Here is a 15,744-nt window from a genome sequence, read left to right on the forward strand (position 1 = left end):
CATTCGTGGGACACCCACGAATGAGACAGGTCCCCACGTTGAAGCGTTCCGTCTTCACTCTCGCCCTCGCCGCGGCGACCGTCGCCGCGCTCACCGGCTGCTCGGCCGGCTCCGCCGCCGACGACGGCAAGGTCCGCGTCGTCGCCAGCACCAACGTCTACGGCGACATCGCCTCCACCATCGCCGGGAACGCCGTCGAGGTCACCGCCCTGATGTCCGATCCCGCCCAGGACCCGCACTCGTTCGAGGCGAGCGCCCAGAGCCAGCTCGCGGTCTCGAAGGCCGACATCCTCATCGAGAACGGCGGCGGCTACGACGACTTCATGGACACCCTCCGCACCGGGTCGAAGAACACGAAGGCCACCGTGCTCAACGTGGTCGACCTCTCGGGCAAGAAGGCCGCCGGCGGGGAGCTCAACGAGCACGTCTGGTACGACGTCCCGACCATCCAGAAATTCACGACCGCGCTGACCGACGCGCTGTCGAAGGCCGACCCGGCGCAGAAGGCGACCTTCGCCGCGAACGCCAAGGCCTTCTCGACCAAGCTCGCCGCACTCCAGCAGCGGGAGGCCGAGCTGAAGGCGAAGTACGCCGGAGAAGGTGTCGCGATCACGGAGCCCGTCCCGCTCTACCAGCTGGAGGCCAGCGGGCTCGTGAACAAGACGCCCGAGAAGTTCAGCGCCGCCATCGAGGCGGGCACCGACGTGTCCCCGCTCGTGTTGCAGCAGACCCTCGCGCTGTTCAGCGGACACAGGGTGAGGCTGCTCGCCTACAACGAGCAGACCAGCGGGCCGGAGACCGACCGCGTGAGAGCCGCGGCCACGGCGGCGGGCATCCCCGTCGTCCCCGTCACCGAGACGCTGCCGAAGGGCAAGGACTACGTGAGCTGGATGAACGCCAACCTGGACGCCGTGGGAGCGGCGCTGGCCAAGTGAGCGAGCCGATCGAGCGCGTGGCCGCGCCCGCGGAGCGCGACGTCGTGCTCAGCTTGCGCGACGCGGCGCTGGGGTTCGGCGACCGCACGCTGTGGAGCGGGCTCGACCTCGACGTCCACGTCGGCGAGTTCGTCGCCGTGCTCGGGCCGAACGGTTCGGGCAAGACCAGCCTGCTCAAGACGATCCTCGGCCAGCAGCCGCTGGACTCCGGGAGCATCGTGCTCGACGGCCACGCCGTGCGGCGCGGAGACCGGCGCATCGGGTACATCCCGCAACAGAAGCTCATCCCGGCCGGCACCCCGATGCGCGCCCGCGACCTCGTCGCACTCGGCGTCAACGGGCACCGCTGGGGCCTCCCGATCCCGAACCGCGCCGACCGCGCGCAGGTGGACCGACTCATCGACTCGGTCGGTGCGCGGCGGTACGCGGACACCCCGGTCGGGTCGCTGTCCGGCGGAGAGCAGCAGCGGCTGCGTGTCGCGCAGGCGCTCGCCGGGAACCCCACCCTGCTGCTCTGCGACGAGCCGCTGCTGTCGCTCGACCTCCAGCACCAACGCGGGGTCAGCGAGCTCATCGACCGGCGCCGGCGTGATCACGGCAGCGCCGTCGTCTTCGTCACGCACGACGTGAACCCGGTGCTCGGGATGGTGGACCGCGTGCTGTACCTGGCCGGCGGCCGGTTCCGCACCGGAACCCCGGACGAGGTGCTGCGCAGCGAGGTGCTCACCGATCTGTACGGCACGCCGGTGGACGTCATCCGGAGCCGCGGGCGCATCGTCGTCGTCGGCATCCCGGACGCGGAGACGCACTCGCATCACGACCACACCCGCACCTCGCACCCGGAGCCGGCCGCATGAACGATCTCTGGTCGCAGCTCTTCAACTTCACCGACTACGGCGAGCTGCTCGCGCTGGTGCGCAACTCGATCTTCGCGGGTGCCGTGCTCGGCGTCGTCGGCGGCCTGATCGGCGTCTTCGTGATGCAGCGGGACATGGCGTTCGCCGTCCACGGGATCAGCGAGCTCTCGTTCGCGGGAGCGGCCGTCGCGCTGCTGTTCGGCGTGAACGTCGTCGCCGGGTCGCTCGTCGGATCGCTGATCGCCGCTGTCCTGATCGGGCTGCTCGGCGCGAAGGCGAGGGACCGCAACTCGATCATCGCGGTGCTGATGCCGTTCGGGCTGGGACTCGGGATCCTCGCGCTGGCGCTCTATCCGGGCCGCAGCGCCAACAAGTTCGGCCTGCTGACCGGCCAGATCGTGTCGGTCGACGACCCGCAGCTCGGATCGCTGCTCGTCATCGGGGCGGTGGTGCTGATCGCCCTCCTGCTGATGTGGCGCCCGCTCATGTTCGACAGCCTGGACGCCGACGTCGCCGCCTCCCGCGGTGTCCCGACCCGCTTCGTCGCGCTCGCCTTCATGGTGCTGCTCGGCCTCGCGGTCGCGGTGTCGGTGCAGATCGTCGGCGCGCTGCTGGTGCTGTCGCTGCTCGTGACGCCCGCGGCCGCGGCGATGCGCATCTCGTCGTCGCCGCTGCTGGTGCCGCTGCTGAGCGTGGGCTTCGCCCTCCTCTCGATCGTCGGCGGCATCCTGCTGGCGCTCGGCAGCTCCCTGCCGATCAGCCCGTACGTGACGACGATCTCGTTCCTGATCTACGTGGTCTGCCGGCTGGTGGGCGCCCGGGGTTCCCGGCGACTCGTGAGCCAGAGAGGCTAGCCTGGAACAGTGAAGCGCAACACCTGGCAGCGGGAGGCCGTCCGCGAGGCCCTGTCCTCGACGGAGGGCTTCATCAGCGCGCAAGGGCTCCACTTGACGCTGCACGAGACGGGCTCCCCGATCGGCCTGGCGACCGTGTACCGCGCGCTCGCCGACCTGGCGGCGGAAGGCGACGCGGACTCGCTGCAGTCGCCGGACGGCGAGAGCCTGTACCGGGCGTGCACGACGGGGCACCACCACCACCTGATCTGCCGCAAGTGCGGTCTGACGGTGGAGATCGAGGCCGACGAGGTCGAGCAGTGGGCGCGCGCGGCGGCGGCGTCGCACGGGTTCACGCAGGCGCAGCATGTGGTGGATGTGTTCGGGTTGTGCGCGGGGTGCACGGCGAAGGCTAACGCTGAATAGCTGAAATGTAACCACTAGGATCGGCGTATGCGCGTCGGTGTCTATGTGGACGGATTCAACCTCTATTACGGTGCGCGGAAGCACTGCGGCCGTGGCACGCCGGGCTGGCGATGGCTCGACCTCCGGAAGCTGGCCGAACCGCTCGCCAAGTGGGGCGAGTCGGAGGTCACCCGGATCGTGTACTGCACCGCACGGGTCGATGCCGCGGACAATGCGACCGGGAGCGTCGACCAAGCGATCTATCTGGAGGCGCTGAGCGCTGCGGGGAGCGTGGATGTCATCGCCGAGGGCCGTTATGTCTCGTGGGCGAAACGAGAGCCGCTGGTGAACGAGGCGGTGGGAGCCTTTCGCCCGACGATCTACGAGCACTCGGACGAGACGTGGGACGCGCGACTCCCGCTGCGAAGCACGCCGATGCCATCGGAACTGCGATCGAGCGCCGTGATGGCCACCGTTCGGAAACGCGAGGAGAAGGGATCCGACGTCAATGTCGCCTCCCACCTGCTCTTCGACGTGCTGGTCGGCGTGGTCGACGCTGTGATCGTCGTCAGCAACGACTCCGACCTCGAACTGCCGCTGCGCATGGCGCGGAGCCACGTGCCGGTCGGCACGGTGAATCCGTCGACCAATCCGACGGCCGGCGCTCTGAAAGGCCGACCCGACGATGGAGTGGGGCGGCACTGGTGGCGGCGATTGACCGCTGAAGACTACCGGGCTGCGCAGCTTCCGGATGCGATCGGGCAGTTGAGGAAGCCGAGTGGGTGGTGACCCCGACAAAGAAAAGACCCGCCCTCACGTGGAGGAGCGGGTTGGCATCTAAAGTATATACATGGGGAGCTGGTGAGGACAACCGAATCCGCGATTTGGCGGCGCCCTGCCCGATGCCGTAGCATGGATGTTTGGCTGAGTGGGCTCCTCCCACTCCGTTAGCCGTGTACGAACCCCCACAACGAAAACGCGTGGGAAGTCGTGCGCCGACAAGTGACCTTGGGTGGTGCCGGAAGGCATCACGGTATTGGAGAAGAAAGCAATGGCAGCAGTGTGCCAGGTGACTGGAGCCGTTCCCGGCTTCGGGCACAACATCTCGCACTCGCACCGTCGCACGAAGCGCCGGTTCGACCCGAACATCCAGAAGAAGACGTACTACGTCCCGTCTCTTCGTCGTAACGTCACCCTGACGCTGAGCGCCAAGGGCATCAAGGTCATCGACGCCCGTGGCATCGAGTCCGTGGTCAAGGACCTCCTGGCCCGTGGGGAGAAGATCTAATGGCGAAGCAGCAGGACATCCGTCCGATCATCAAGCTCCGTTCGACGGCGGGCACCGGTTACACCTACGTGACCAAGAAGAACCGCCGCAACGACCCCGACCGCCTCGTGCTCAAGAAGTACGACCCCATCGTGCGCAAGCACGTCGACTTCCGAGAGGAGCGCTAAACCATGGCCAAGACGTCCAAGATCGCCAAGAACGAGCAGCGTAAGGTCATCGTCGAGCGCTACGCCGCGAAGCGTGCCGAGCTGAAGAAGCAGCTCGTCGACCCGAACGGCACCGACGAGTCCCGCGAGGCCGCGCGCCTCGGGCTCCAGAAGCTTCCCCGCGACGCCTCCCCCATCCGCGTGCGCAACCGCGACGCGGTGGACGGCCGTCCCCGTGGAAACCTCAGCAAGTTCGGCATCTCGCGTGTCCGCTTCCGCGACATGGCGCACCGAGGCGAGCTGCCCGGCATCACCAAGTCGAGCTGGTAACACCCAGCGTCGGCTGCTGAGAAGCAGCGAGCGACACCCTTTGGAGGGGCGTCCGGCATCCGCCGGGCGCCCCTTCGTCGTCCCCGGGGCTGGACACGCCCTGTCAACAGGCGAAAAATCCGCGAGAATCCGCGTAATTCCGCGGGATTCTGATACATTCGAGGCGGTCAACCGACCAAACGTTACGGCCCCCTGTGGCCTCAACCGTTCCACAAGACAGCTGAACTACCAGCACAAGGTCCGAGGAGGACACTCAATGGCTGACAACCTGAACAAGACCGAGCTCGTTGCTGCCGTCGCCGCGGCGTCGGGTCAGAGCCAGGCCACCGTCTCGAGCGTCGTCGACGCGTTCTTCGCCACGATCAGCGAGACCGTCAAGGGTGGCGGCAAGGTCACCATCCCGGGTTGGCTCGCCGCCGAGCGCACCGAGACCGCCGCTCGCACCGGCCGCAACCCGCAGACCGGCGCCGAGATCTCGATCCCGGCCGGCCACCGCGTCAAGCTGACCGCGGGCTCCAAGCTCAAGGCTGCCGTCAAGTAACAGCCTGAACCAGGCTCCACGGGGGCGGCGTCGCGACTGCGGCGCCGCCCCCGTTCCGTTGTGCCGACAGGGATCGGCGCCGCTGTGCTGTGGGCGGGCGTACAGCAGCGGAGACGTAGGCTTGACGGGTGCCCAGACTTCTCCGCGTGATCGGTCCCGCCGTGCTGCTGGCGGCCGCTCTCGTGTCCGTCGTCGCGGCGCTGTCCTTCGGCGGAGGGGCCGCCGCACCCCTGCTGCTCGATCCCGGCGCGCTGGTGCGCTGGGGCCTCCCGATCTCGACGCTCGTCGTCAACCTCAGCCTCTCCGGGACCGTCGGCGCCCTGGTCCTGGCCTGCTTCGCGTTCAACACCGGCAGGGACGAGTACGGCACGGCGCTCGACTTCGCCGCCGCCTGCGCCGCGATCATGACGGTGGCCTCCGCCGTGACCGGACTGTTCACGTTCGTGAGCGTCGCCAACGTGCCGTGGTCGTTCGACCAGACCTTCACCAACGGGCTGAGCTCGTTCATCACCAGCGTGTCGCTCGGTCAGGCCTGGCTCGGCATCACGCTGATCGCCGCCGCCGTCACGGTGCTCTGCTTCGCGGTGCGCAACCAGACGGCGATCGTCTTCGTCACGCTGCTGGCGATGGCCGCGGTCGTGCCGATGGCGCAGCAGGGGCACAGCTCGGAGGCCGCGGGCCACGACGCCGCGGTGACCTCCTTCGGGCTGCACGTTCTGTTCGCCGCGATCTGGCTGGGCGGCCTCCTGACCCTCATCGTCATCAAGCGCGCGCTGGGCGACGGCCGGCTGGTGACGGTGCTGGAGCGGTACTCCAGCATCGCGCTGATCTGCTTCATCGTCGTGGCCACGTCGGGCTACGTGAACGCCGAGCTGCGTGTCGGGACGCTGGCCGAGCTGGCGACGCCGTACGGCATCCTGGTGCTCGTCAAAGTCGCCGCGCTTGTCGTCCTCGGGCTGTTCGGGCTCATGCAGCGCCGCGTCCTCATCGACCGGCTGAAGCGGCTGGGCGAGGGCAGGACGTTCTGGTGGATCGTCACCGCCGAGCTGGCCTTCATGGGCATCGCGTCGGGCGTGGCCGCGGCGCTCGCCCGCACCGTGACGCCGGTGCCGCAGACCCGGGCCGCGACGCCGACGCCCGCGGAGATCCTCACTGGCGATAAGCTCCCGCCGGAGCTCACCTGGGGCCGGCTCTTCACGACGTGGAACTTCGACCTGCTCTGGGTGCTCGGCTGCGGCTTCGCGCTGTTCTTCTACCTGGCCGGCGTGTGGAGGCTGCACAAGCGCGGCGACAAGTGGCCGATCTACCGCACGGTGCTGTGGACGCTCGGCATCGCCCTGCTCTTCTACATCACCAACGGCGGTGTGAACGTCTACGAGAAGTACCTGTTCTCGGCGCACATGTCGGCGCACATGGTCCTGACGATGGCGGTCCCGCTGCTGCTGGTGCCGGGTGCGCCGGTGACGCTCGCGGTCCGGGCGATCCGCAAACGTCAGGACGGCACGCGCGGCGGCCGCGAGTGGATCCTGCTCGCGGTGCACTCGCGGTTCGCGGGGATCATCTCGCATCCGCTCGTCGCGGCGGGGCTGTTCGCCGGGTCGCTGTGGGCGTTCTACTACACGCCGCTCATCCGCTGGGCGACGACCGACCACATCGGGCACGAGTGGATGGTCGTGCACTTCCTGATCACCGGCTACCTGTTCGTGCAATCGCTGATCGGCATCGACCCGGTCAAGTACCGGCTGCCGTACCCGTTCCGGCTGCTGCTGCTGCTCGGCACGATGGCGTTCCACGCGTTCTTCGGGCTGTCCATCATGCAGATGCACGGCCTGCTGCTGGCGGACTGGTTCGGCACGATGGGCCGGACCTGGGGCGCGACGCCGCTGGTCGACCAGCAGACGGGCGGCGGGATCGCGTGGAGCGTCGGCGAGATCCCGACGGTGATCCTGGCGATCGTGGTGGCCATCCAGTGGAGCCGCAGCGACGAGCGCGAGACCAAGCGGCAGGACCGGAACGCCGACCGCACCAACGACGCGGAGCTGAAGGCGTACAACGAGCAGCTCGCGCGGCTCGCGGCGCGGGACGGCACGGCGCAGCGGTAGGCGCTACTCCGTGTGCCCCGTGGAGGGACTCGGCGTCAGAGTCGGCGACGCAGCCTTTGGCTGATCGTCCACGCCGGGAAGGGGCGCACGGGCTCCGCGATAGCGCCACACCCCGATCGCGACCAGCGCGACCGCGAGCGAGCCGGAGAGCAGGAGCTGGCTGCGCGCCTCCTCCAGGAACAGCATCCCGACCAGGAGCGCGACGATCCCGAGGATGGTGAGCCAGGTGAGCGCGGGGAACAGCCACATCTTCAGCGTGAGCGCGACCCCGGCGCCTTCGAGGCGGCGGCGCATCCGGAGCTGGGAGACGGCGATGGCGAGCCACACGAACAGCGCGATCGCGCCGGACGAGTTGACCAGGAACAGGAACACCGTGTCCGGCCAGAGGTAGTTGAGCCCGACCGTCACGAATCCGACGACGGTGGCGGCCAGCACGGCGACCCTGGGCGTTCCCGACGCGCTGGTGCGGCAGAAGGATGCGGGGGCGTCGCCGCGGCCGGCGAGCGAGAACAGCATCCGGCTGGCCGTGTAGAGCCCCGAGTTGAGGCAGGACAGGACGCTGGTCAGCACGACCACATCCATCACGGTCGCGGCGGCGGGCAGGTGCAGCTCCTCCATCACGGCAACGAACGGGCTGGTCGCGACACTCGCGCTGTTCCACGGCAGCAGCGTGACCACGACCAGCATCGAGCCGACGTAGAACACCAGGATGCGCCAGGTCACCGACCGGACGGCGGAGCGCACCGCGCGCGCAGGGTCGGAGGTCTCGGCCGCGGCGATCGTCGCGATCTCGGCCCCGACGAACGAGAACACCACCACCAGGATCGCGGTGGTCAAGGCGGCGGGACCGTTCGGGAACAGACCTCCGTGACCGAGCAGGTTGTCCATCCCGGGAGCGGCGACGCCCGGCAGCAGCCCGGCGATCGCGAGCACGCCCAGCACCAGGAAGGCGACGATGGCGACCACCTTGATGCCGGCGAACCAGAACTCGAACTCGCCGAAGAACTTCACCGAGATCACGTTCGTGAGCGTCAGGACGATCATCAGCGCCAGCGCCCACAGCCATTGCGGGATGCCGGGAACCCAGCGGCCCAAGATGAGCGCGCCGGCTGTCGCCTCGATGCCGAGGACGATGATCCAGAACCACGCGTAGAGCCACCCGATCGAGAAGCCGGCCCAGCGGCCGATCGCCCGGTCGGCGTAGGTGGAGAACGAGCCGGTGTCGGGGTTCATCGCCGCCATCTCGCCCAGCATGCGCATGACGAGGATGACCACGAGTCCGGCGCAGGCGTAGGCGAGCACCGCGGCCGGCCCGGCCTGCTCGATGACGGCGCCGGATCCGACGAAGAGGCCGGCGCCGATGACGCCCGCGATGGCGATCATCGACAGGTGGCGCCGCTTGAGGTTGCTTTGAAGACCGGGGGAAACGTCAGTGTTCACATCCGGAATTTTACATGGAACGCGAGCCTACTGTCCCACGACGATGTCGAGGGAGCCGTCCGGCCGGATGACCACGCTGGTCAGCGACACGGCGAACTTCTCGTCGGACTCCCGGTGCTCGATGCTGCCGTCGAAGATGGACTGCACGGTGACGGAGAGATGGGCGATCCCGACCGCCTGCGACATCGTCCAGGAGGTGTCGCCCGGCACGAGGTGGACCTCGGGGTACTGCGTGATCTTCCAGGTGGGCGCACCCTGCACGCGGTCGTCGATCACCACGCCGAACGGGCATCCCGCGGGCTGGAGGACCTGCTGCTTCGCGCACTCGTCGAGGAAGCCGTTCAGCTCTTTCTGGACGGCCGCGGTGAAAGCGTCGTTGGGCTGTGCGTCGACCGTCGCCGCCACTGTGGCGCCCGGCGCGGTCGCCACGTCCACCGTCGCGGCGTGCGTGTACCGGTCGGAGTGGCCCAGCGCGTAGAGGGACGGCGCGGGGACCAGGTAGCCGGCGCTCACGCTGAAGGCGCTCGCCGGCTGCGACGGGGCGGCGGCGCGCGGGCTCAGGGTCCGGCCGCCGACGGTGAAGGTCTGCGCGTGAGCGACGGTGATGTGCGCGACACCGACCGGCGTGCGTGCGAACTCCCAGGTCGGCAGGAGGCCGAGGACGGCGCCGGTCTGGCGGAGCTCGAACGCGGCAGTGACCGGGTGGCCGTCCGCGACGACGTGCACGGTGACCGTGCGGCGGCCGCCCGGGCCGGCGGTGTCGGAGACGACGCGGGTGCCGGTGTAGTCCGGGAGCAGGTCGGAGCGCAGCAGTTCGGCGGAGGCGTCCCCCGGCAGCCCGGCAGCGGCCAGCGCCTCCTTCGTGGGAGCGGCGCCCGGCATGGCGAGCGCGCTGGTCAGGTCGTGCGAGGCGAGTGCGCCGACGTAGGCGGAGACGAAGCCCTCCGGGCTGTAGAAGGTCCGCTGGACGGCGCCGAGCGCCGCGAGGAATGCGGCGACGAGGAGGACGCCGACGCCCGCCCAGAGCAGCACAGGTCGGAGTCCGCCGACCCTGCCGTCCCCACCCATGACTGCCATCCTATGGGCGTGTGGATAAGCCGCCCTGGCGCTGCACGCGGGGTTAGAGTAGTTCGGCAGGTCGCGCGAGGGAAGGGATCCGGATGGGCGGACTCTCGCTCTCGCCCGAGCAGCGGGCGGTGTTCGAGCTGATCGAGCACACGCGCGACCACGTGTTCGTGACGGGCAGGGCCGGAACCGGCAAGTCCACGCTGCTCAACCACCTCTCGTGGAACACCGAGAAGTCGATCGTCATCGCCGCGCCGACCGGCGTCGCCGCGCTGAACGTCGGCGGCCAGACCATCCACTCGCTCTTCAAGCTGCCGATCGGGGTGATCGCCGACCACGACATCGACCAGACCAGCGAGCTGCGCAAGCTGCTGAACAGCGTCGACACGCTCGTGATCGACGAGGTCTCGATGGTGAACGCCGACCTGATGGACGCGGTCGACCGCAGCCTCCGTCAGGCCCGGCAGCGGCCGAGGGAGGTGTTCGGCGGCGTCCAGATCGTGCTGTTCGGCGACCCGTATCAGCTCGCCCCGGTGCCCGGCGACCACGAGGAGCGCGCCTACTTCGCCGACACCTACCGCTCGATGTGGTTCTTCGACGCGAAGGTGTGGCGGGAGGCCGACCTCCAGATCGTCGAGCTGCTGCAGGTCCACCGGCAGCACGAGTCGGACTTCCGCTACATGCTCAACGCCGTCCGGCACGGGCAGGTCACGAAGGAGATCGCCGACCGGCTCAACGAGGTCGGCGCGCGTCCGGCGCCGCGGGACGGCACGATCACGCTCGCGACCCGCAACGACACGGTGAACCGCATCAACGCGCAGGCGCTGGAGCACCTGCCCGGCCGCCCGCTGACCGCCAAGGCCGAGGTGAGCGGCGACTTCGGCGGCCGCAACTACCCGGCCGACGAGGTGCTGGAGCTGAAGGTCGGCGCGCAGGTGATGTTCCTGCGCAACGACGTCGGCCAGGGCGACGGGCCGCGCTGGGTCAACGGCACCATCGGCACCGTCACCCGCATCGACTCGAACGTGTACGTGGACGTCGACGGCGAGGTGCACGAGGTCGAGCCGGCGATCTGGGAGAAGTACAAGTACAGCTACTCCCCCGAGACCAAGAAACTCACCAAGGACGTGGTCGCGGAGTTCACGCAGTTCCCGCTGCGGCTCGCGTGGGCGGTCACCATCCACAAGTCGCAGGGCAAGACGTACGACGCCGCCATCGTGGACCTCGGCACGCGCGCGTTCACCTCGGGCCAGACCTACGTCGCGCTGAGCCGGATCACCAGCCTGGAGGGCCTCTACCTGACCCGCCCGCTGCGGCCGAGCGACATCACGGTCGACCCGGACGTGGAGCGCTTCATGCGCGACGCCCGGTCGATGCGGGTGCCGATCGCGGCGGAGTGACCGGGCGGGCTCCGGCCCGATCCTAGGGAGCGCGGCCTCCGTCATGGCATGCTGGGCGGGGCGCTTTCGGGTGCGCCGACGAGAGGAGACGCCGATGGCGGTCATGTTCGCACTGGATCTGAGCGACGGGCAGCACGTCGAGACGTCGGGCAACGGCGTGATCGGGCGCAATCCGGCATCCCACACGCCGGGCACCGAGTTCGACGACCCCGCACACGTCGAGCTGGTGACGGTGGCGGACGACGCCAAGTCGGTCTCCCGCGCGCACCTCGCGTTCGGGCAGTACGACGGGGTCTTCTGGGTGATGGACCTCGGCTCCGCCAACGGGACGACGATCACCTACCCGGGCGAGGGCACCTTCGCGTGCGATCCGAACACGCGGCACGAGGTCGATCCCGGGTCGATCGTGAGGTTCGGGAACGCGTCGTTCGCGCTGAGCCGCCGGAACTGAGCCGCCGGAGCTGAGCTCAGCTCTCAGTGGTGGTGGTGCACCGTCACCGCCGCGACCCCCGCGTCGGTGGCCCCGAGCGCGGGAATGGTCACCGCGCAGACCGCGCACGCGCTGACCAGCAGCGCCGAGACGAACCGCAGCGCGCTGCCCGCGTGCCGCGCGGGGCGGCCGCGCCGCAGGACGACCGCGGCGATCGCCGCGACGACGACGTCGAGCAGCGATGCCACGCCCATCGGCAGGAGGGGGAGCGTGAGCACCGTGCCCGACGTCGCCGTGGCGCCGGCCGTGGCGAGCGCGGCCCAGATCCCGAGCGGCGCGAGCGCCAGTGCCGGGATCAGGCCGAACAGGGGAGGTCGCTCGCGCGAGAGTGTGAGCACCGTCCAGGTCAGCTCCGCGGCGGCGACGGCCACCAGGAGCGCGAGCAGCGGGAGAGGTGCGCTGGGGGCCAGGGCCGCGTGAAGCAGCCCCGCCCCCAGCGCGGCCACGGCGAGGAAGGCCCGGGTCGCCGGAGCGACCGGGGCTGACCCCTTCATCCTGCTCATGGGAAGCGCCGTGGCCCGGTCGGTCAGGCGGCGACCGAAGAGGAGCGCACAGTCCGCTCGGCGCCGAGACCGACACCGAGGAGCACGATGGCGCTCACCAAGTGGAGGAAGTGGTCGGGGGTGTTCAGGGCGAGGATGTTCGCACCGGTCCCGACCAGGAAGAAGCCGACGATGCCGAGGAGCAGGTAGACCGCTCCCACGGTCGTGTTGACGGCCTTCGCCGCCGCTGCCCTGGTGAGGCCGGCGATGAGCAGCGCCGCGCCGATCAGCAGGTGGGCGACGTTGTGCAGCGGGTTGACCTCGAAGATGCCGAGGATCAGGCCACCCTTCGTCGCGACGAAGCCGACGCCGCCGGTGAAGGCGAAGCCGAGCAGGCCGACGAGCAGGTAGACGGCGCCGAAGATGGTGGCGACGAGGCGGTTCGGTGATGTGCGCATGTGTCGTTCCTCCTTGGAAGACGGCGCGCGGCGTGCGCGCCTCATCCAGGGATTCGGGGCGGGCGGCCGATCGGATTGGACACGGTTCGCGGGGACTCCGCGCGGACGTCGCCGCACGCTACAATCGCTGCCACAGGAGCGTCGGGGGGATGCGATGGGACGAGGGAGCAGTCTCCGCCGAGTGGTTCTCGCGGCCTCCGCCGCCGTCCTCGCCCTCACCCTCGCCGCGTGCGGCAACACCGGCGCGAACCCCGACTTCCCGCCGCAGCGGCAGGGCGCCCTCCCGTCGGCCACGGTGACGCGGCTCACGGCGGCGGTGACGGACGCGATCGCGCTCTCCGGAGGGTCGGCGGCCCTCGTCGGCGTGTGGGCCCCGTGGGCCGGGACCTGGACGACCGCGATCGGGACCACGACCCGCGGCGGGTCCGTGCCCGTGACTCCCGGCATGACGTTCCGCGCGGGCCAGGTCACCACCGCGATGACGTGCACCGTGCTCCTCGAACTGGTCGACGAAGGCACCGTGGAGCTCGACGACCCGGTCGCGCAGTGGATTCCGGGGCTCGTGGGCGTCGGCGGGGTGACGCTGCGCGAGCTGTGCCAGAACACCTCCGGCTTCGGCGACTACGCGTCGGCCCTGCGCCGGGAGTTCCTGGCCAACCCGGAGCGCTACTGGCCGCCGCTGGAGCTCGTGAGCGACGGCGTCGCGATGGCACGGACCGGCAACCCGGGCGAGAAGTTCTCCCCCTCGCAGACGAACGCGCTGCTGCTCGGGATGGCGCTGCAGAACGCGGCAGGCCGCAACTGGGAGCAGCTCTACCAGAGCTACGTGTTCGGCCGGCTCGGGATGGCGGCGAGCGTCCTCCCCGACGACAGCGTCCACACGGTGCCCGGCCCCCATCCCGCGGGTTATGTCGCCCCGCTCGACGCCACCGGCGCTCCTGTGTGCGACAAACCGCAGGACATCACCTTGCTGTCGCCGTCGCTGGGCTGGACGGCGGCCGGGGTGGTGTCGAACGTCTCAGACCTCAAGGTGTTCGCGCAGGCGCTCGCCGGCGGCTCGCTGCTGAGCAGCAGCTCGGCGGACGCGCAGGTGAGGACGGTCTCCGCCGGCGCGTCCTGGCTGGGCTACGGGCTCGGGATTCAGGTCGTCGGGCCGCTGCGCGGCGCATCGGGGGCCGTCCCCGGCTACCTGTCGGCGGCGTACGCCGACCCGTCGTCCGGCCTGACCGTCGTCGTGGCGCTCAACGACTCGACGCCGGGCGCGGGGTTCGCGCAGGCGCTGGCCGAGCGGCTGGCGTCGATCGCGTCGAAGGTTCCCGCGGTGCAGAAGGGCGCGAAGGTGGTGGCGTCGCTGCCCTGGTCGGAGGACCAGGCCACGGCCGCGATGAAGGCCGCGGCGCCCTGCCCGGCGAAGGCCGCCGCGGGCTGACGGCCGGAGCATAGCGGATGCCTCCGCGAATGCAATGCATTCATTTGTCACCCGACTTGGGTCGTTACAGGATGCTGGTCAGCCCGCTAATTTCAAGAGTGCCGAAGCGTCTACCCCCTAACCGGGCGCTGAGGTGAAGTGCGCACCCGAGCGTGATTTACACCCACCGAAACCCGCCGTGGTCCATGCCCTAGGACCGCGAACGACAGAGGAACACGTGAACACACACTCGCGCGATCAGCTCGTCATCGAGCACCTGCCGCTCGTCGGCTACATCGTCTCCGACCTGTGCAACCGCGGCACCCATCTCGACAGGGATGAGCTGGCCTCCGCCGGCCAGTTCGCCCTGTTCCAGGCGTCCCGCTCCTTCGACCCCGACCGCGGCGTGCCGTTCGGCGCGTACGCCCGCACCCGCATCTCCGGCGCGCTGGCGGACGAGCTGCGCTCGCAGGACTGGGTCTCCCGCGGCACCCGCAAGACGATCAAGGAGACGCTGGCGATCCGGGACGGGCTCTACCAGACGCTCGGCCGGACGCCCACCATCGACGAGATGGCCGTCTCCCTCGGCGTCGACCGCGCGACGGTCGTCGCCACGCTCCGCGAGTCCGCGACCGGGCCGGTCGCGATCGAGGAGCGGTCGGAGGAGCTGGTCTCGGCGATCCTCGGTCCGGAGGAGTCCGCCGAGACGTCGGAGCGCGAGACGTTCCTGCGTGCGGCCGTTGAGGCGCTGCCCGAGCGGTTGCACCTGATCGTCACCCGGCTCTTCTTCGAGGACCGGCAGGTCAAGGACGTGGCCGCCGAGCTCGGCGTCACGCACGCGGCCGTGTCGCTGGCGCGGAGCGAGGCGATGAAGCTGCTGCACGAAGGCTGGCTCCTGCACTTCGACCGGGACTCCGGCGTGCTCCCGCTGCCCGACCGGAACCCCCGCACGAAGCGGTCGGCCTACCTCGCGAAGCTCGCGGAGTTCACCGCGCACCCGTCCGCGGTCACCCGCGTCACCGCCTGACCGCTCGTCAGAGGACGGTGTCGATCAGCCGGGCGCTCTGCTCGGTGTGGTCGATGTCGCCGTTCGCGCGGTAGGTCGCGGTCGTCTGCGCCCGCACCTCGCGGATCTCGGTGATGACCTCGACCAGGGCGCGCAGGTGGTCGGTGAAGATCTCGGCCCACATCGGGCTCGGCGCGCCCTCGGCCAGGTCGCGCAGGAGGGCGCCGGGAGGCAGTCCCCAGGACTCGCCGAGGCTGGAGATGGCGACGGCGGTCGAGAGGCTGGACTTCCCGAGGCGTCCGGTGACGACGTCGATCTCGCGGGAGGCGTGGGCGAGCCAGCGGGTCATGCCGGCGGTGCGCAGCAGCCGCTCCTCCTCGTACTTGAAGAGCAGCATCTCCAGGAGCTCCCGCTGACGCCAGAGCTGCGCCGTCAGCTCGTTCGCCTCGTTCGTCGTCATCGCTGGTTCCATTCGTGAAGCGCACCCGGGTGTGCGGACCGCAGCCCGCGTTGCGTACACACTACTTGCCGTCCCGGCGCGAACCGAGGGCGGGTTTC

19 protein-coding genes are annotated in these 15,744 nt (G+C 69.8%); 14 read left to right on the forward strand and 5 right to left on the reverse strand.

Annotation, left to right across the window (positions count from 1 at the left end):
- Positions 1-38 precede the first annotated feature (38 nt).
- From ABCS02_RS27020 to ABCS02_RS27065, 10 genes are all read left to right on the forward strand, one after another.
- Positions 39-935 carry a zinc ABC transporter substrate-binding protein gene (locus tag ABCS02_RS27020; RefSeq protein ID WP_345838798.1) on the forward strand — a complete coding sequence of 299 codons (897 nt, stop codon included), beginning with the start codon at positions 39-41 and terminating at the stop codon, positions 933-935.
- Positions 932-1,792, forward strand: a complete 861-nt coding sequence (locus ABCS02_RS27025) for an ATP-binding cassette domain-containing protein (protein ID WP_345838799.1) — start codon at positions 932-934, stop codon at positions 1,790-1,792. Before ABCS02_RS27020 ends, ABCS02_RS27025 begins: the two co-directional genes overlap by 4 nt.
- Positions 1,789-2,646, forward strand: a complete 858-nt coding sequence (locus ABCS02_RS27030; protein WP_345838800.1) for a metal ABC transporter permease — start codon at positions 1,789-1,791, stop codon at positions 2,644-2,646. Before ABCS02_RS27025 ends, ABCS02_RS27030 begins: the two co-directional genes overlap by 4 nt.
- A 9-nt stretch (positions 2,647-2,655) precedes the next feature.
- Positions 2,656-3,051 carry a transcriptional repressor gene (locus ABCS02_RS27035; protein WP_345838801.1) on the forward strand — a complete coding sequence of 132 codons (396 nt, stop codon included), beginning with the start codon at positions 2,656-2,658 and terminating at the stop codon, positions 3,049-3,051.
- A gap of 27 nt (positions 3,052-3,078) precedes the next feature.
- Positions 3,079-3,819, forward strand: coding sequence for an NYN domain-containing protein (locus ABCS02_RS27040; protein ID WP_345838802.1), 741 nt, complete (start codon positions 3,079-3,081; stop codon positions 3,817-3,819).
- A gap of 262 nt (positions 3,820-4,081) precedes the next feature.
- Entirely contained in the window at positions 4,082-4,318 is a 237-nt protein-coding gene (gene rpmB, locus ABCS02_RS27045) for a 50S ribosomal protein L28 (protein WP_018188988.1), read from the forward strand.
- The gene (gene rpmG / locus ABCS02_RS27050; protein ID WP_055922173.1) at positions 4,318-4,485 is read left to right on the forward strand and encodes a 50S ribosomal protein L33; all 168 of its coding nucleotides are present in this window, start codon (positions 4,318-4,320) and stop codon (positions 4,483-4,485) included. Before rpmB ends, rpmG begins: the two co-directional genes overlap by 1 nt.
- A 3-nt stretch (positions 4,486-4,488) precedes the next feature.
- On the forward strand, positions 4,489-4,794 hold the full coding sequence (rpsN, locus tag ABCS02_RS27055) for a 30S ribosomal protein S14 (protein ID WP_345838803.1): 306 nt from the start codon (positions 4,489-4,491) through the stop codon (positions 4,792-4,794).
- A 256-nt stretch (positions 4,795-5,050) separates the two neighbouring features.
- Positions 5,051-5,335, forward strand: a complete 285-nt coding sequence (locus tag ABCS02_RS27060) for an HU family DNA-binding protein (protein ID WP_308457987.1) — start codon at positions 5,051-5,053, stop codon at positions 5,333-5,335.
- Between the two features lie 128 nt (positions 5,336-5,463).
- On the forward strand, positions 5,464-7,437 hold the full coding sequence (locus tag ABCS02_RS27065) for a cytochrome c oxidase assembly protein (RefSeq protein WP_345838804.1): 1,974 nt from the start codon (positions 5,464-5,466) through the stop codon (positions 7,435-7,437).
- 3 nt (positions 7,438-7,440) lie between these two features.
- On the opposite strand, the gene ABCS02_RS27070 is transcribed toward ABCS02_RS27065, so the two are convergent.
- Positions 7,441-8,820: an amino acid permease gene (locus ABCS02_RS27070; protein WP_345839174.1), complete on the reverse strand. Its 1,380-nt coding sequence runs from the start codon at positions 8,818-8,820 to the stop codon at positions 7,441-7,443.
- A gap of 84 nt (positions 8,821-8,904) precedes the next feature.
- Positions 8,905-9,945, reverse strand: a complete 1,041-nt coding sequence (locus tag ABCS02_RS27075) for a hypothetical protein (protein WP_345838805.1) — start codon at positions 9,943-9,945, stop codon at positions 8,905-8,907.
- Between the two features lie 92 nt (positions 9,946-10,037).
- Here ABCS02_RS27075 and ABCS02_RS27080 point away from each other — a divergent pair, with 92 nt between their 5' ends.
- Positions 10,038-11,342, forward strand: coding sequence for an AAA family ATPase (locus ABCS02_RS27080; protein ID WP_345838806.1), 1,305 nt, complete (start codon positions 10,038-10,040; stop codon positions 11,340-11,342).
- Between the two features lie 94 nt (positions 11,343-11,436).
- Positions 11,437-11,793, forward strand: a complete 357-nt coding sequence (locus tag ABCS02_RS27085) for an FHA domain-containing protein (protein ID WP_345838807.1) — start codon at positions 11,437-11,439, stop codon at positions 11,791-11,793.
- Between the two features lie 23 nt (positions 11,794-11,816).
- On the opposite strand, the gene ABCS02_RS27090 is transcribed toward ABCS02_RS27085, so the two are convergent.
- A complete protein-coding gene (locus ABCS02_RS27090) occupies positions 11,817-12,326 on the reverse strand; it encodes a hypothetical protein (protein ID WP_345838808.1) in 510 nt (169 codons plus the stop codon).
- 32 nt (positions 12,327-12,358) lie between these two features.
- Positions 12,359-12,772: a DUF4383 domain-containing protein gene (locus tag ABCS02_RS27095; protein WP_345838809.1), complete on the reverse strand. Its 414-nt coding sequence runs from the start codon at positions 12,770-12,772 to the stop codon at positions 12,359-12,361.
- A 181-nt stretch (positions 12,773-12,953) separates the two neighbouring features.
- Here ABCS02_RS27095 and ABCS02_RS27100 point away from each other — a divergent pair, with 181 nt between their 5' ends.
- On the forward strand, positions 12,954-14,201 hold the full coding sequence (locus ABCS02_RS27100; protein WP_345838810.1) for a serine hydrolase domain-containing protein: 1,248 nt from the start codon (positions 12,954-12,956) through the stop codon (positions 14,199-14,201).
- A 217-nt stretch (positions 14,202-14,418) separates the two neighbouring features.
- Positions 14,419-15,207, forward strand: coding sequence for a sigma-70 family RNA polymerase sigma factor (locus ABCS02_RS27105; protein WP_345838811.1), 789 nt, complete (start codon positions 14,419-14,421; stop codon positions 15,205-15,207).
- Between the two features lie 7 nt (positions 15,208-15,214).
- On the opposite strand, the gene ABCS02_RS27110 is transcribed toward ABCS02_RS27105, so the two are convergent.
- Complete coding sequence (locus ABCS02_RS27110) at positions 15,215-15,646, reverse strand: flagellar protein FlgN (protein WP_345838812.1); 432 nt, start codon at positions 15,644-15,646, stop codon at positions 15,215-15,217.
- Between the last annotated feature and the right edge of the window lie 98 nt (positions 15,647-15,744).

The organism is Microbacterium sp. X-17 (assembly GCF_039615055.1).

Coding starts and splice junctions, on each gene's coding strand:
- ABCS02_RS27110 (WP_345838812.1), bottom strand. CDS start 15,646: ATGACGACGAACGAGGCGAACGAGCTGACGGCGCAGCTCTGGCGTCAG.
- rpsN (WP_345838803.1), top strand. CDS start 4,489: ATGGCCAAGACGTCCAAGATCGCCAAGAACGAGCAGCGTAAGGTCATC.
- ABCS02_RS27090 (WP_345838808.1), bottom strand. CDS start 12,326: ATGAAGGGGTCAGCCCCGGTCGCTCCGGCGACCCGGGCCTTCCTCGCC.
- rpmB (WP_018188988.1), top strand. CDS start 4,082: ATGGCAGCAGTGTGCCAGGTGACTGGAGCCGTTCCCGGCTTCGGGCAC.
- ABCS02_RS27060 (WP_308457987.1), top strand. CDS start 5,051: ATGGCTGACAACCTGAACAAGACCGAGCTCGTTGCTGCCGTCGCCGCG.
- ABCS02_RS27075 (WP_345838805.1), bottom strand. CDS start 9,945: ATGGGTGGGGACGGCAGGGTCGGCGGACTCCGACCTGTGCTGCTCTGG.
- rpmG (WP_055922173.1), top strand. CDS start 4,318: ATGGCGAAGCAGCAGGACATCCGTCCGATCATCAAGCTCCGTTCGACG.
- ABCS02_RS27085 (WP_345838807.1), top strand. CDS start 11,437: ATGGCGGTCATGTTCGCACTGGATCTGAGCGACGGGCAGCACGTCGAG.
- ABCS02_RS27080 (WP_345838806.1), top strand. CDS start 10,038: ATGGGCGGACTCTCGCTCTCGCCCGAGCAGCGGGCGGTGTTCGAGCTG.
- ABCS02_RS27070 (WP_345839174.1), bottom strand. CDS start 8,820: ATGATCGCCATCGCGGGCGTCATCGGCGCCGGCCTCTTCGTCGGATCC.
- ABCS02_RS27030 (WP_345838800.1), top strand. CDS start 1,789: ATGAACGATCTCTGGTCGCAGCTCTTCAACTTCACCGACTACGGCGAG.
- ABCS02_RS27095 (WP_345838809.1), bottom strand. CDS start 12,772: ATGCGCACATCACCGAACCGCCTCGTCGCCACCATCTTCGGCGCCGTC.
- ABCS02_RS27040 (WP_345838802.1), top strand. CDS start 3,079: ATGCGCGTCGGTGTCTATGTGGACGGATTCAACCTCTATTACGGTGCG.